This window comes from Peribacillus sp. B-H-3 (assembly GCF_048572925.1).
GTDB lineage: Bacteria > Bacillota > Bacilli > Bacillales > DSM-1321 > Peribacillus.
In genome coordinates, this window is sequence record NZ_CP183879.1 from 3,912,742 (window position 1) to 3,926,625 (window position 13,884).

General features: G+C 40.2%; 14 protein-coding genes and 1 riboswitch. Of the genes, 8 read left to right on the top strand and 6 right to left on the bottom strand.

Translation table 11 applies throughout. From position 1 onward, the window contains the following. Positions 1 to 632: 632 nt before the first annotated feature. A riboswitch (cyclic di-GMP riboswitch) is annotated at positions 633 to 715 on the bottom strand. A gap of 366 nt (positions 716 to 1,081) precedes the next feature. After that, positions 1,082 to 1,348, bottom strand: a complete 267-nt coding sequence (locus ACN6MY_RS19560) for a phage holin (protein WP_071352079.1) — start codon at positions 1,346 to 1,348, stop codon at positions 1,082 to 1,084. 494 nt (positions 1,349 to 1,842) lie between these two features. On the opposite strand from ACN6MY_RS19560, the gene ACN6MY_RS19565 reads away from it, so the two are divergent. Continuing rightward, on the top strand, positions 1,843 to 2,493 hold the full coding sequence (locus ACN6MY_RS19565) for a C40 family peptidase (RefSeq protein ID WP_419881664.1): 651 nt from the start codon (positions 1,843 to 1,845) through the stop codon (positions 2,491 to 2,493). A gap of 1,514 nt (positions 2,494 to 4,007) precedes the next feature. Here ACN6MY_RS19565 and ACN6MY_RS19570 read toward each other — a convergent pair. Both ACN6MY_RS19570 and ACN6MY_RS19575 read right to left on the bottom strand, forming a co-directional pair. Then, positions 4,008 to 4,391, bottom strand: a complete 384-nt coding sequence (locus ACN6MY_RS19570) for a VOC family protein (protein ID WP_419881665.1) — start codon at positions 4,389 to 4,391, stop codon at positions 4,008 to 4,010. A gap of 24 nt (positions 4,392 to 4,415) precedes the next feature. Beyond that, positions 4,416 to 5,087 (bottom strand): AlkZ-related protein, encoded by a 672-nt coding sequence (locus tag ACN6MY_RS19575; protein ID WP_419884231.1) that lies wholly within the window; start codon positions 5,085 to 5,087, stop codon positions 4,416 to 4,418. A gap of 442 nt (positions 5,088 to 5,529) precedes the next feature. Here ACN6MY_RS19575 and ACN6MY_RS19580 point away from each other — a divergent pair, with 442 nt between their 5' ends. Continuing rightward, complete coding sequence (locus tag ACN6MY_RS19580) at positions 5,530 to 6,600, top strand: beta-carotene 15,15'-monooxygenase (RefSeq protein WP_419881666.1); 1,071 nt, start codon at positions 5,530 to 5,532, stop codon at positions 6,598 to 6,600. After that, entirely contained in the window at positions 6,593 to 6,754 is a 162-nt protein-coding gene (locus tag ACN6MY_RS19585) for a hypothetical protein (protein ID WP_419881667.1), read from the top strand. Before ACN6MY_RS19580 ends, ACN6MY_RS19585 begins: the two co-directional genes overlap by 8 nt. Before the next feature lie 296 nt (positions 6,755 to 7,050). On the opposite strand, the gene ACN6MY_RS19590 is transcribed toward ACN6MY_RS19585, so the two are convergent. Both ACN6MY_RS19590 and argH read right to left on the bottom strand, forming a co-directional pair. After that, positions 7,051 to 7,509: a VanZ family protein gene (locus ACN6MY_RS19590; RefSeq protein ID WP_419881668.1), complete on the bottom strand. Its 459-nt coding sequence runs from the start codon at positions 7,507 to 7,509 to the stop codon at positions 7,051 to 7,053. A 103-nt stretch (positions 7,510 to 7,612) separates the two neighbouring features. Then, on the bottom strand, positions 7,613 to 9,103 hold the full coding sequence (gene argH, locus ACN6MY_RS19595; RefSeq protein ID WP_419881669.1) for an argininosuccinate lyase: 1,491 nt from the start codon (positions 9,101 to 9,103) through the stop codon (positions 7,613 to 7,615). 169 nt (positions 9,104 to 9,272) lie between these two features. Here argH and ACN6MY_RS19600 point away from each other — a divergent pair, with 169 nt between their 5' ends. The 4 genes from ACN6MY_RS19600 (at position 9,273) to ACN6MY_RS19615 (ending at position 12,080) form a co-directional block, all read left to right on the top strand. After that, a complete protein-coding gene (locus tag ACN6MY_RS19600; protein WP_419881670.1) occupies positions 9,273 to 10,154 on the top strand; it encodes a PdaC/SigV domain-containing protein in 882 nt (293 codons plus the stop codon). A 97-nt stretch (positions 10,155 to 10,251) separates the two neighbouring features. Continuing rightward, a complete protein-coding gene (locus tag ACN6MY_RS19605; protein ID WP_419881671.1) occupies positions 10,252 to 10,716 on the top strand; it encodes an SAM-dependent methyltransferase in 465 nt (154 codons plus the stop codon). Between the two features lie 317 nt (positions 10,717 to 11,033). Next, entirely contained in the window at positions 11,034 to 11,216 is a 183-nt protein-coding gene (locus ACN6MY_RS19610; RefSeq protein WP_419881672.1) for a hypothetical protein, read from the top strand. Between the two features lie 324 nt (positions 11,217 to 11,540). Then, entirely contained in the window at positions 11,541 to 12,080 is a 540-nt protein-coding gene (locus ACN6MY_RS19615) for a GNAT family N-acetyltransferase (RefSeq protein ID WP_419881673.1), read from the top strand. Positions 12,081 to 12,307: 227 nt separating this feature from the next. Here the strand turns inward: ACN6MY_RS19615 and ACN6MY_RS19620 are convergent, their stop codons facing one another. Then, positions 12,308 to 12,652 carry a DUF6176 family protein gene (locus tag ACN6MY_RS19620; RefSeq protein WP_419881674.1) on the bottom strand — a complete coding sequence of 115 codons (345 nt, stop codon included), beginning with the start codon at positions 12,650 to 12,652 and terminating at the stop codon, positions 12,308 to 12,310. Positions 12,653 to 12,845: 193 nt separating this feature from the next. On the opposite strand from ACN6MY_RS19620, the gene ACN6MY_RS19625 reads away from it, so the two are divergent. Continuing rightward, positions 12,846 to 13,805, top strand: a complete 960-nt coding sequence (locus ACN6MY_RS19625) for an aldo/keto reductase (protein ID WP_419881675.1) — start codon at positions 12,846 to 12,848, stop codon at positions 13,803 to 13,805. Positions 13,806 to 13,884 lie beyond the last annotated feature (79 nt).

Consider the following 13,884-nt stretch of genomic DNA (forward strand, 5'->3'; position numbering starts at 1 on the left):
AAGCCCCAATACCCACTAGTCCACACAAAAAAAATACTCTCTCAAGAGTACTTCTACCAGTGTAAACTCCAATAAACCTATTTTTTCAAAAAACCCATAAAAAAACATTCGACGTTTTTAGTGTTTTCGCACATATTCCTCATCAAAACCATACAGCATTCATCCAAGAATGCTAAAAAGCTTCAGCACCAAGAGTAAAATCAGGTCTATTGCTGAGGAAAGCTGATGTAATTTGTGTTGTTTGTTTTACAAGAATTGGCGGTATACTGAGAGTATAAATGATAAATAATGGCAGTTTAACATAAAAAACTAGCGAAGGAGAGATTATTATGAAAATCAAAGCCGGAACATGGAACTTGCTAACAGCGCAGGAAAAAAGATTTGTTTTAGAAGCGGTCAGCTATTATCGTTCACATGTTAACTTAAAGAAAACGTCATAATGGCAGATTCGGGATGAAAGGACACAGCCTTTCGTCCCCTCCCCTATTTAATAATATCTTCCCTGCTCATCGCCGCGCTTTGCCGCGTACATGAGGCTCATTACAAATAACATTAGAAATGACCCGGAGAATAACCCTCCAAGAAAAAGCAGCATCATGCTGTCCCCCTCGCAATCCGCAGTAAGAGAAGAATCCGGCAGCTGGCTGGCATAGCAGATGCGTTAGCCCCTATAGCTTTGCGCCATCACTTTTCAATGATTTTGCCCCTTATACGAATGTATTAGTTTTTATATACCCCAATAACTTTAGGGGAAACAGGTCTATTGTACCGAATCCTACTTATTTTTAACAAAAATGATTGAATCTCCTATTCCTTAAGTAAATTTCCTTATCTGTAATAAATGCCTTTATCATCCAGTAAGACTCACTTACTGCATAAGGTTTCCTTCTGTAAAATGTAAAAGGCTACAAATAAAGGAGCGATCATTCATGAGCAAAATTAAATCTCTATTATGCTTATTCCACCGTAATCACAAATACAGCTATTATACAGATGTTTGCGTGCGCTGCGGGAAATCGAAAGAGCAGCATTAAAAACATACATACGTAACGAAGCCCCGCTGTCAGCAGCCGGGCTTTTTTTATCTTGGATGCTCGTAGTCCTTCGCCTGGCTGCTGTCACTATATCCTTTTGTAGTAGGATCCTGAATATTCGTGACTGTGGACAAAAGTGCCGCAACAGCATTTACAAGGGACAGCACCCACCCTTTTATATCCTCTGTCAGCTTAAAATCAGTAAGGCCAATCGCATGCGCCCCCACCAGCAGGATTTCAATGACTATGAAAAGCTGTGACAGAAAACCTGTAAGCCACAGCCTATTTTTAAATCGGACTTTCCAGTTTATCATGCAGAAACCTCCCATACTATAGATTCTCTATATCCTATGTAAAAGCTGGAGGAAGTTGTCCGCATTTCACTCTATATCTTCTGATTTACGACAATCATTTTCATGCCATTCGTCCGCCGTATGACAGTTTCCTTATCTGCGGCATTTATAATAAAAGAACAGCCCGTGTTTTTCATAGTCTGCAAAAAACCTGTGGGGGGAGTGTGGTTTATGAAAGAGGAGACCGGCGGCTTTTCAAGGGGATTTGTTTGGGATGTTTTTTTAAGCATCCCTCTGTGGGTGTCTGCAATTTGATGGGCGAGGATTGTTTACAGCTGGTTCTGCTAGCTAAATGTAAAAAGTACCAATAATTACTATATTGCTATCAAGCTTGCTATATCAGCGTTTTCATAGACTTATATGCAACGTAATTATTTTGTAATATACCTGTGATGTTTTTGTTATCTCATTTGTATATATTGAGTTTAGCAAATATGATTCGGGGGTAAATTACATTGTTAAAGAAATTGTTATCGTTAGTTTTACTTGCATCAAGTATTTCAGTGGTCGCACCTACTTTAAGTGAAGCCGCTACAAGCAAATATGTGAAAGTCAGTTCAGGAACGCTAAACGTACGGAAAAGCGCTTCTACTAGAGCATCCATCGTTGCTAAATTAAAAAAAGGCACAAAGGTTACGGTTTACTCAACTTCAAAAGGCTGGGCTAAAATCAAAGCAAGTTCAAAATCAGGATATGTAAGTTCAAAATATCTTGGTTCATATTCAGCTCCTAAAAGCACGGCGTACCATACAAAAGCAATTAAGGTTGCTAAAAGCAACTTAGGCGTCAAATATAGATACGGCGGCACTACACCAAGCGGATTCGATTGCTCAGGACTTGTGAAATATTCATATGCTAAAGCCGGCAAAACATTGCCTCGCACAGCAGCGGATATGTACCAAAAAGGAAGCCGCGTCAGCTCAAGCTCATTAAAAACAGGCGACTTAATGTTCTTTGCTCCAAACCGCGCATCCCGCCCTACTCACGTATCCATCTACATGGGAAGCGGAAAAATGATCCAAGCTGCTACATCAAAAGGAGTATCCATTGCTGCAACAAGCAATACATACTGGAAGCCTAAATTTATCGGTGCGAAACGTATATAAACTTAGCAAAAAAAGAAGGCCCAATCGGGTCTTCTTTTTTTGCACTGCAATCTATTAGAAGCATTATTCGAATCAATGAAAGTATTCTTAAATCACTAAATCTAACATTAAAACCTCCCTCAGATTGTATACTGATTTCAGCTTCCATTTCATAACCAATATTTTCGCAGGAGATTCTCTGAAACTGCTCATCATTGCTCTATATCGTGCAGCATCTGCTTTAATATAGCAGCAACCTTAGCTTTTGGAAGGTCATAATGCTTCTCGTACTTGCACATTTTGCACGAGCAATGCACCTTGTTTTTCGCATACTATCCAAGATCGAACGACATTTGCTCATTGCCCCAGATTCCCTGAATAATAAAGACCTTCTTGCGTATGGCCCTTCTTCGCTGATGGCGGTAATACGCCCGATTTCTTTTTACTGACATACTGATATGCCCCCTCGAGAGAAATCAATCCGCCTGCAGGGCTGTCTCAAGGAACAAAAGCTTCATTCCCTGCAGGCAGATTGTTTTCAGCATATCAAGCTGTAAAACACTCATTAGTATTCACCCCTCCTGATCGGTGACATTAAAGTTGTTTAGTTTCAATGCTATAAACTCTCATAACACCGTCCGTAAATATGGGCGGTGTTAAATAAAGTTGTTTAATTTTCATGTAAAACACTTTTTCTATACCAAAAATAAAACAAAAAAGTCGTTTAAATCTAGAGGTTATACAACAATCGCGCCCGATTGCTGAAGATCGTTTTTGGATTAGTCGAGTAGAAGGGAACCTCTCTACCTTACGGTAGATTGTGTTCCTCCCCCCTCACAGAACCGTGCTTGCGCTATTTACGCACACGGCTCCTCCAAATCATCATTCACAAAAGCTTAATTTTTGCTATCCTTAATAGTTTAGTTTACATTTATAATTTCTACCTCAGTGTGTAGTAAATGTGTCCCTAGTAAGGGTGATAACTTGGTAGCAGCCTTTCCTCCATCGGCATTACCCAACTTCATTGGTACTACGCTGCTATCCGACCCCCTACAACGGCATTTGGTTTCCTTGCTTATTATCACTTGTACACCATACTCTTCTATAAGAAGAGACCGGTAGGGTCTCCCGAGTTGCCATATCATATCAATGTCTGACGTGCCAAGGTCTCTGACTCCAGAGAGGTTTTATCCTTCTTGCCTTTAACGACGGATAAAATGTAGCTTTCTGCTGTGCTTAAGGCATCAGCCCTCTCGATTTACTAACATTATGGAGCTCAATCCCTTCAACCATATGGCTTTCGGCCCGCCATCTAACTGTCTACGCTTAAAGGCTAATGTTGCCAGTAGCCCTCCAAGACTCGCTACGAGTGAATGGCTAGTTCTTTCTCGACGGGAATCCCACCCGCTATATGATACGACCTAGGCTCGGCCGCACAAGCACCTTGTTAGTTGAAGTGTATTTTTTCAAAAACTGCCTGAATTTTAGATCAAGAAAAAGACGATACCCTCTAAAAGAATCGCATCGTTTTAAAATTATCCAATACTCTCATAGATTTCGATTAGTGAACCATCAGGATCTCTAAAATGAGCTACTTTAATTCCCCATCCTTCTTGTGCAGTAGGCTTTGTTATGAATTCCACCTTTTCTTTTAATTCCTTATATTTCTCTTCAACAGTATCGACCTTGAAAATTAAAGCAATTCTATCAGACTTATGAATATAAGATACACTCTCTGCACCTATAGCTTCAAGCATTTGTTTTCGTTCAAATAGTCCTAAAGTACAACCACTGAACTTGAAATCTGCATATAAAGTTTCTTCGTCTCCCCACGATACTTCGAAACCTAAAACATCTCTGTAAAATAAGAAACATTCTTTATAATTGTCTACTAATAAACGTGTGTGTGTTAGCTCCAAACGAATTCACTCCATTTCATCTCATTACTTGAATATTTTTTCAAGTTTCTTTACCGATTCATTACTGCATAAATTTGAAAAATGAGCTATAAGAAATTTCTTTGCTTCTTCTTTATCTGTCTTAAAAGTGTCAATTTTATTCCTCCTTGCCCAAGAATCATAAGTCTCAAAAGCTGTACTGCTCCAACCGTTCTTTTCACCGTCGTCATTTTTTTTCTCCTGTATGCCTGAAATTACAATATCCATTGATCCTTGTAATTCTAATAATGCGTTCTCAAATATCCTTTTTTTATCACTTTCCTTTAGTCCTGCTTTTATTCTTAATGCCCTTGTGTCTATCCCTTCCTCTTGGCTAATTAGTTTGTATATATCAAATGCTTCTTTCGATATGTTTCCATTAAAATAGCGTTCCTCAACGGACTCAGAATAGCCTAAAACCCTTTTTACATATGGAAGAAGCTGACGGGAAACCAATACCGATTTTTTCTTAATGAATTTACCGTATCCCGCAACCCCGTCAGTTGAAAATTTTGTCCTCCAAATCCAAGGATCAAACTCTGTTTCTGAATGCCAGTACTCTGATAAAGTAATGGTATTTAAAGAAGGGAAATCAGGTATTAATGGGGCTAGAGGAAGTAAACCAATCTCTTCTATTACATCTATGGCTTCCTCATATGTTTTCACTTTATATTCCATCAATTTGTTATCTCCTTTATAAAAATAGACATATACCTAATTTCTATATATAACCAATATCTTCCTCCTTTAATAAAACTGCCTCGTTACTTTAAGTACAATCCTAGACAATACCCATATCTGTATAAATATCAAGTATTTGTTTGAAAGTCTTATTCAATTAAATTGCCCGATTGTTGAATAGCATAACTGACGTTTAGTTTTAAATGACTTTATTATTTTTTAAACGACTTTAATATGATTTAAACAACTTTATTATCACGAAACACCTCCCTTGAAAAATCATCCTTTGCATTTAACTATGCCATGTTTCCAGAGGCCTCTTTCTCCATTTAGCACAATACATTATCAGACGCATGAAAAGTTTTGAAAAATCGTCAAAAATTTACTGAAGGAAATATTTTCAAACACACTATAATGAGGGTATAAGGGAGATGATGAGATGCTAGTGTGGAAGCTTGATGATAAAAGCTATATCTGGAAGGTCCTGTTAATACTGGTGCTCGGATCAAACGTATTATTATACCGCTCGCCCCTTTCACCTATATTCCTGCCGGAAGAAGCAAATTGGATCGTGCTTGGCTCCATCCTTGATTTGGCAATAGTTTCTCCCCTGCTGCTGCTCGTGATAAACAGGAATAAGAAAGGCCATGTGAAGCGTCTGATCCTATCAATCGCCGGCGGCATCATTTTGGCACGATTTCTTATCCCGCAAGAATATTTCCAGCCTTACAAGGTTCTTTCATATGGAGGTTTTGCTGTAGAAGGGCTGCTTCTATTCTTGGAGCTGGCACTGCTGTTACTTTTCATGCGCAATCTTCCTGCCATTATAGAGGAAGTCCGCCAAAGCCCGGAAAGCCTGCTGTTTTCCTTTCCGGCTGCAGTCGCAAAGAAAACTGGCAAGCACCCAATCGTGAAAGCCGCGGCTTCTGATGTCCTGATGTTTTACTATGCATTCCTGTCATGGAGAAAAAAGCCATCTTCTGAAGAAGGCAGCTTCACACTGCATAAAAACACGAGCGTGATTGCTTTTCAGGTTATGCTGCTTCACGCAATTGTGATTGAAACGATCGGCATACACTGGTGGCTTCATAACCATTTTGCCGTCCTGTCACTGGTGCCTCTCATCCTAAACATCTGCACGGTCATATTTTTCGCGGGCGATATCCAGGCTATCATGCTGAATCCGGTTAAACTGTCAAGCAGCACCTTGTACCTCTCTCTTGGGTTGGCAAAAAAAATGGCACTTCCCCTTGATAACATCGCAGACATTACCATAGATTCAAAACAGCTTGAGAAAAAAACCGACAGTACCACAACAATCGAATTTATAGCCAAAGACTTCGAGGCGCTGCACCCTCACATCATTTTGGAATTAAAAGAACCACAGCGTGCTGCACTTTTTTTCGGAATTGAAAAAACATACAGCAGAGTAGCTATATGCTTGGACAATCCGGCAAAATTTATAGAGCAATTAAAAATAAAAATACAAACGGGGCCCAAACATGATTGAAAAATTGCTGCTTTCCCTTTCCATGATTTTTGTTGCCATCATCCTTACATGGTCGATGGATGACATAATCGTGACAATTACCATATGGATCGTTAATGCTTTATCCATTTATTTCTTATTTTTCGATAAAGAGGATGAAAAACCTGCGAAATAACCTCTTACTCTTGCAGCTTCTAATAAAAAAACTCATTCCATGGCGTCTGTGGCCTCATTTTTGTCTTGTGGCCGGACTATCAGCCATAAAAATGCGAAAAGGGCCCCATTTTCTTCACTAAACAGAGCTCTTTTGCTCATTAATTTCCATTTTTATGGAAAATAACACCAAATCAGCTCTGATTCGAGCGAAATCCCCCTGCATTAGAGCCAAATTTCCGATGATTCGAGCCAAACTCCCTCCGATTCGAGCGAAAGCATAAAAAAAGACAAATCCCTAAAGATTTGCCCCTCAAACTACCCGTGTACCTTACGCCCAAACACACTAAGCAAAAAGGATACAAACAAGATGCCCAGCGTGTCAATGCCAAGGTCATATAAGCGCCCGTCCCTGCCGAAGAACAGCTGAAAAAACTCCGTAAAAAACGCAAAGGCAAATGAAATCAAAATCGCCCGCTTATGATTTTTAAAGAGCCAATACAGCAAAAGGTCCATCACGGCAAAACCCAAGAAATGCCCAAGCTTCACTATGAAGAAGTCTTGATGTATCAATGTTAAATCATAAAAATAAAAAAAGGATACAAAATCCGGAGAAGGATTCCAGGTAAAACCCAGCGATTTAAAATCAAGAAATTGCTCAAGGCTTTTTGTCCATGTGTTCACGCAGAGTACAAAGCCCCAAGCCATAATCACCAAAATTTTAAACAGCTTTTTATCTTTACGTGCTACCGTCTCATTCGTTTGCGGCTGATTCATTACATTCATCCTAACCCATTTATTCTTAGTACCCTATCATACAATAAATGGCTGGACAATCACAAATTCATGATACTAAAAAAACCGGGAGCTCTCTCCCGGTTCAGCCTCTGAACGTAAAGGCCAGCAGCACAGCCCGTTTTTGCTTCAATATATTCATCACTTTTTCCCAGTCACACTTAGCCTTCAAAAGACCTTCTTTCCGCTGTAAAACCATCCTCTCAACTTCATCAGGATTCGGTCCGCCCTGCACCTTCCTTATTTCTACAAAATATTCCGGGGAAATAATTTTCTGCCATTCCTCTTTTGTGAGTGTGACTGAGACAGTCTCCTGCAGCATATTGTTTATATCCTGGATATTCCATTCATATAATTCCTTATCCTGCTGCTTTGTTTTTTTGGCAATAGAACTTGCAGCGGAGTGGGCAAGGCGGAAGGAAATCCCGTAGTCCCGTGATAATGTATCCGCCAGTTCGGTGATTGTAATGCTTGATTTCCCGGCCATTTTTTTCATATGCCCCTCATTGACTTTCAGGGTGGAAATGACGGCATACATCAGCTTCAGAACACGGTTTGCCTTATTAAATGACCGGTACAGATGCGGCTGCAGATCATCCTCTGTATCCACAATATCGCCAAACGGTGTATTATGAATCATGTTCACTGCAGCCATCGCGTCCCCGAAAGAGCTGCTTGCAAGAGCCCTCGCATGCTCAATGGAAACCGGATTTCGTTTTTGCGGCATAATGCTGCTTACCTGCACATAAGGATCGGCCACAGTAAAGGAGCCAAACTCCCTTGTTACATGCTGCAAAAAATCCTGGATCCACCGGCCCGAATCCACCATTAACGTCATAATGGCAGAAGCCGTTTCAAGCAGATAATCTGCACCCGCAATCGAGTCATAGGAGTTCTCAATCACCCCGTCAAAGCCCAGCAAGTCGCATGTTCGGCTGCGGGAGATTGGAAAACCTGTAGTAGTCAGGGCGGCCGCTCCAAGAGGTGACCTGTTGACCGTTTCATAAGCAGTCTGCAGCCTTTTGGCATCTCTTTGCAGCACATCATAAACAGCGAGCAGATAATGTCCAAGCGTTGTCGGCTGGGCCGGCTGTGTATGCGTATAGCCGGTCATCACCGTATTTTTATGATTCTCTGCCTGATAAAGCAAAGCCTCGCTCAAGGAATGAACATAGCCAATGGTTTCCAGGAGGTGCTGTCTCAGCACGAGCCGGTACATCGCCACCCCCATATCATTCCGGCTCCTGGCAATATGGATCTTGCCGGCGAGCTCAGCGCCTATTTCCTCACCAATCCTTGCCTCCATCATAAAAAACAAATCCTCAAACTCCGGCTCATAACGCAGCAGAGAAGGATCCGCAGCTGCAGCCTTATTGATTCCCCTGAGCATGACCTCCGCTTCAGACTTTTCAATAATCCCCGCTTCTGCAAGCATAATCACATGCGCCCGGTGAATATCAAACATCACATGAAACAGAAAATCTCTTTGATCATTAAATACAGGCCTCAGCAATTGCTCCACATAGGTTTTCCCGGGAAAGACTGTGCCTTCGCTTTTGATGAATTCCTCAAACATCCCATCATCCCTTTTCAGCCTTCTGCATTCTGAATTATTTATACTGTACTTTATGAGATCAAAAAGTAACCGCTACACAGGTTTTTGCTAAACTTTTCCAAATAATTCTTTTTCTCCATGTTTTGTTCTTATATAATAGCAAGGTACCTTAAATAATCGGAGGGATACTATGAAAATACAAAAAGTCTTAAAGACCCTGCTTGTTTTATCACTTTTCGTTTCCTTACTCTTCACTGCCAACGGAGCAAATGCAGCTTCGCCCAAGACAGCCTATGTGAATACTCAAACTACATTAAATGTCAGGAGTGCTCCGAACACAAAGGCGAAAATTGTTGGTTCATTATCAAGTGGTGCAACTGTTAATGTATATGCAAAGCTAAATTCCGGCTGGTCGGAAATTTTCTATAAAAATAAAAAAGCCTATGTTTCTACCAGATACCTGAAATTCTACACAACCATCAAGGTAACTAAGCACACATATAAAGGACTGAGCGATCTTAGTTATGCACAGGTTTCCGGCATGAAAAATAAAACTGCTGAAAAGAAAATCAACCAAATCTTATTGAATGAAGCCCAAAGATCTTATAAGTCTTATTTAGCAATTCAAGCGGATGAAAAGAGAGACAAAGGAGAAACGTGGTGCACTGAATTTACTTGTGACTATGAATACATCACTTCTTATAAAGTTAAATACAATGACGGGGAAAGACTAAGTTTACTTGTTTACGATTACACATATGAAGGCGGAGCTCACGGAATGAGCTATGCAGAAGGCTTTAATTTTAACAGCAGCGGCAGCCGGGTAAAAATTAGCAACATTCTTACATCAAAAGCAAAAATGGAAAAAGTCAGAACTTATGCCTACAACTACCTAAGCAAGCATGAGCCAACCCGCGACTTCGTCCAAAAAAGAAGCGATGTCCCAATGAACAGCAACTCCCAATTTTACTTTGCCCACGGAGGCATTTACTTAATCTATCAGGAATATGATGTGGCAGCCTATGCTGCTGGAAATCCAGTTTTAAAGATTCCAAGTTCGATATATAACTGATGTAAAAAGGTGTGAGACTCTATCCTCATGCCTTTATTTTGGATACAAATTAGTCAATTCTCCATCCAAATTTCATAAATAAGGAGGCTGATTTGAAATGAATATGTTTAATCTCAAAGCTATTGGAACCGTTTATAATGAGCGAAAAACTCCTGAGGATGATTATTGGGGAAACATCTCTTCTTTGATTGAGCTTGGCGAGGAATGGGATGAAAGCTGCCTGGACGGAATTGAAGCGTTCAGCCATGCTGAAATTCATTATATATTTCACCTCGTTTTGGACGAAAATATTCAGAACGCTGCAAGGCATCCTAGAAATAATCCTGCTTATCCTAAAGTGGGCATTTTTGCCCAGCGGGGCAAGAATCGCCCGAATAAGATGGGTTCAACGATAGCTGAGGTAATCAAAAGAGAAGGACGGTCTTTATGGGTCAGGGGATTAGACGCAATTGACGGCACACCCATCATCGATATAAAGCCAGTTATGAAGGAATTTTTGCCAAAAGGAGAAATTAGGCAGCCCACGTGGTCTTCTGAGTTAATGAAAAATTATTGGGAGTAGCAAATACAGCCTCTAATAAGCACTTTTTATTAAAAAAATCCTCGTTAAACAAGAATTGTTTTGTTTAACTAGGATTTTTAACAGAAACAGCCTCAAAGGCAGAACTCATTTTCCAGTTAAATGGATAATCGCGCCAAATCTGCTTCCATTTGAGCCAATTCCTCTCTGATTAGAGCGAGATTAGGCTTCATTAGAGCCAGATTCAGCTCCATTCAAGCGAACTGAAATCATCCCTCCTCCAGAATCCAGAATAATACAAGGCTCCCCGCACATAGGGTATAGAAATACACCGCCACATGATGAGGAGCCTGGCTGATATGAAAAGAAATAAAAACATGCCTTTAATCCTTTTATCGTGTTTCATTTTATTGATATTTTTGTTTGTCAATATGATCAGCCACATTACTGTATATTTTGTGTATAGTTCAGGGATTGGGACTTTTATTATGTTCGGGCTGATCGTTGCCGTTATAATCGTTTTATATGTAAAAGGAATGTAAAACAAATATGTACGTGACTGCCTGCTCCCTATGCAGGCTTTTTTCAGTGCCATCTCATCCAAAAAATTTATAAACCAAAAACATAATTAGGGCCCACAGCGGGATTGACAAAAGCACTCCCCAAAAGCACCCTTTAAAAAAATTATTTTCACTTCCTAAATTCTCCATACGATAACCACCTAACCTGCTAACCAATCTGCCCAATTTTCCAGGAACCTATGCGTTTGTACCGCTTTTAAAAAACTGTCCCAATAAAACCATGGTAAAATAAGGTTAAGCTTTCATTCTATTAAATGTCCTTTGTGACGAAGAAAGGCGGACAAAATGTTACGTAGCGAAGAGATTTACATAAAACCACTTACTGAAGCTGATGCCGGTGCACTGCTAGATTTACAAGTCAAAAATAAAAGCTTTTTTGAGAAATTCTCCAGTGAACGCCCCAAGGACTACTATACTTTAGTAACTCAAAAAAAGTTAATCAATTCCTGGGAACAACATTCAAAAGATGATCAAGCATATCATTTTGGCATTTTCCTTGCTGAAAATAATACACTCATAGGAAATATCGACCTTTTTCAGGTCCTCCGGAGCTCACTGCAAAGTGCGTTCATCGGATACTCTCTCGATAAGGATCATAATGGAAAAGGCTACACAACAATTGCTGCCAAGCTTGTGGTCCATTATGCTTTTACGGAACTTCAATTACATAGAATTGAAGCTGGTGTGATGCCGCACAATATCGGTTCCATCCGGGTGCTTGAGAAGGCTGGTTTTCATAAGGAAGGAATCGCTATCAAGAATGTAAAAATAAACGGAAACTGGGAAGATCATCAGGTGCTTGCCATCATTAATCCTAACGATTAATCAGGTACAATGAATACCCACCCTAACAGGCAGCGGATATGAAAACCCTCATATCCATATAAAGATGAAGGATCTGTACGTTTTCGTATAGATTGTTGCTTTCTTGAAACCTCCGAAACACGTTGCTGAATAGATTTCGGAGGTTTTTGATTTTAAAAAATTTGATTGTGCAACAAGTGAAATACTATGGAGTACATAAGAAAAACCTCTATGCAGAGGTCTAAGTATTAAATCATACTGTTTTTTACAGTTGGGAGTATCATAACAACTTCAGTCTTCAAGTCAATCAACTTAAAAGTTTCGTCAATACATTCGTTCCAGAATTCAATATGTTTTTTATCAATCCAATGTTCAGATGGCTCTACTTCTTGTCCGCCTTCACCTTGGACTGAATACCAATACAAGTACTCATGACCGTTTAGATTCTCTCTGAAAATGGTCTCAACATACATTTTTTCACCCTCTAAGGTCATAAGAACAGCTTTCATATTATCATTCAAGAACTTTAACCATTCATTAACTCGCTCTGATTTACCTTTTTTTACCTTAAACCTTGTTAATTCAACTTTCATATTCCCCTCCTGCTAATCATTTAAATCTATTTAAATACAATTTTAACAGAATATTGAAGTCTTTTAATGTCATAACAAATAATCTTTTAATAAACAGCTTAAAAATGAACCATCCTTCCCCGACCCTAATTTCTTGAATCTCCCATTTAAAAGGACTATGCTTGTTAAAAATGCAATGAAAGCTGGTGGGATCATGCAGTATAAAAAGCTTGGAAAAACCGGTTTGGAAGTCTCGAATTTATGCTTAGGCACGATGGCATTTGGCAGATGGATTGATGAAGATGCCTCACATAGCATTCTGGATACGGCTCTTGAAAGCGGCATTAATTTTGTGGATACAGCCAATTTTTACGGAAAAGGCCAAGATGAGGAATTCAAGCATGGCACGGGTGAAAGTGAAGAAATCATCGGGCGTTACTTGAAAGGAAAACGTGATCAGGTGGTTTTGGCAACGAAGGTCGGCATCCAGATGGGACGCGGCAAAAATGAACGCGGCCTTTCAAGGGTACATATCTTGAACGAAATCGACAACTCCCTGCGCCGTTTGCAGACTGATTATATTGATTTATATCAGGTCCATATATTCGATGAAAACACCCCTCTAGAAGAAACGCTTCGCACACTCGATGACATCGTCCGTCAAGGCAAGGTGCGATATATTGGCTGTTCCAACTATGCAGCTTGGCAGATTGCCAAATCCCATGGGATCAGCGACAGACTGAACCTGGAGAAGTATGTGTCTGTTCAGCCGCAATATAACCTGCTTTCACGGGAAATCGAACAGGAGCTTCTGCCATTTTCACAATCAGAAGGCGTCGGAGTCATGGTTTACAGCCCGATGGCAAGAGGCATGTTATCCGGCAAATACCAAAGCCCGGAAGATGCCCCAGCCGAAAGCCGCGCAGCTCACGGAGAACAACTATTGAAAAAGTACTTTACAGCAGAAAACTTCAAAAAAGTTGAACAATACCGGGAAATCGCCGAGAAAAATGAAGTCAGCCTGTCACAGCTCGCCCTTTCCTGGGTACTAAACCAAAACGCTGTCACCTCCGCGATCATCGGTGCAAGCAAAATCCACCATGTAACAGAAGCTGCGGAAATCAGCGACTGGAAATGGGATCAGGATATGCTCGATGAAATCAATCATGCCTAAAAAAAGAAGCAGGGAAACCTGTTTCTTTTTTTAGGCTGTTTTCGTAAATATTGCTGCTATTTTTTAAGGTGGTTTTTTA

Coding starts and splice junctions, on each gene's coding strand:
- ACN6MY_RS19600 (WP_419881670.1), top strand. CDS start 9,273: ATGAAAATACAAAAAGTCTTAAAGACCCTGCTTGTTTTATCACTTTTC.
- ACN6MY_RS19620 (WP_419881674.1), bottom strand. CDS start 12,652: ATGAAAGTTGAATTAACAAGGTTTAAGGTAAAAAAAGGTAAATCAGAG.
- ACN6MY_RS19580 (WP_419881666.1), top strand. CDS start 5,530: ATGCTAGTGTGGAAGCTTGATGATAAAAGCTATATCTGGAAGGTCCTG.
- ACN6MY_RS19615 (WP_419881673.1), top strand. CDS start 11,541: ATGTTACGTAGCGAAGAGATTTACATAAAACCACTTACTGAAGCTGAT.
- ACN6MY_RS19560 (WP_071352079.1), bottom strand. CDS start 1,348: ATGATAAACTGGAAAGTCCGATTTAAAAATAGGCTGTGGCTTACAGGT.
- ACN6MY_RS19585 (WP_419881667.1), top strand. CDS start 6,593: ATGATTGAAAAATTGCTGCTTTCCCTTTCCATGATTTTTGTTGCCATC.
- ACN6MY_RS19625 (WP_419881675.1), top strand. CDS start 12,846: ATGCAGTATAAAAAGCTTGGAAAAACCGGTTTGGAAGTCTCGAATTTA.
- argH (WP_419881669.1), bottom strand. CDS start 9,103: ATGTTTGAGGAATTCATCAAAAGCGAAGGCACAGTCTTTCCCGGGAAA.
- ACN6MY_RS19575 (WP_419884231.1), bottom strand. CDS start 5,087: ATGGAATATAAAGTGAAAACATATGAGGAAGCCATAGATGTAATAGAA.
- ACN6MY_RS19605 (WP_419881671.1), top strand. CDS start 10,252: ATGAATATGTTTAATCTCAAAGCTATTGGAACCGTTTATAATGAGCGA.
- ACN6MY_RS19610 (WP_419881672.1), top strand. CDS start 11,034: ATGAAAAGAAATAAAAACATGCCTTTAATCCTTTTATCGTGTTTCATT.
- ACN6MY_RS19590 (WP_419881668.1), bottom strand. CDS start 7,509: ATGAATCAGCCGCAAACGAATGAGACGGTAGCACGTAAAGATAAAAAG.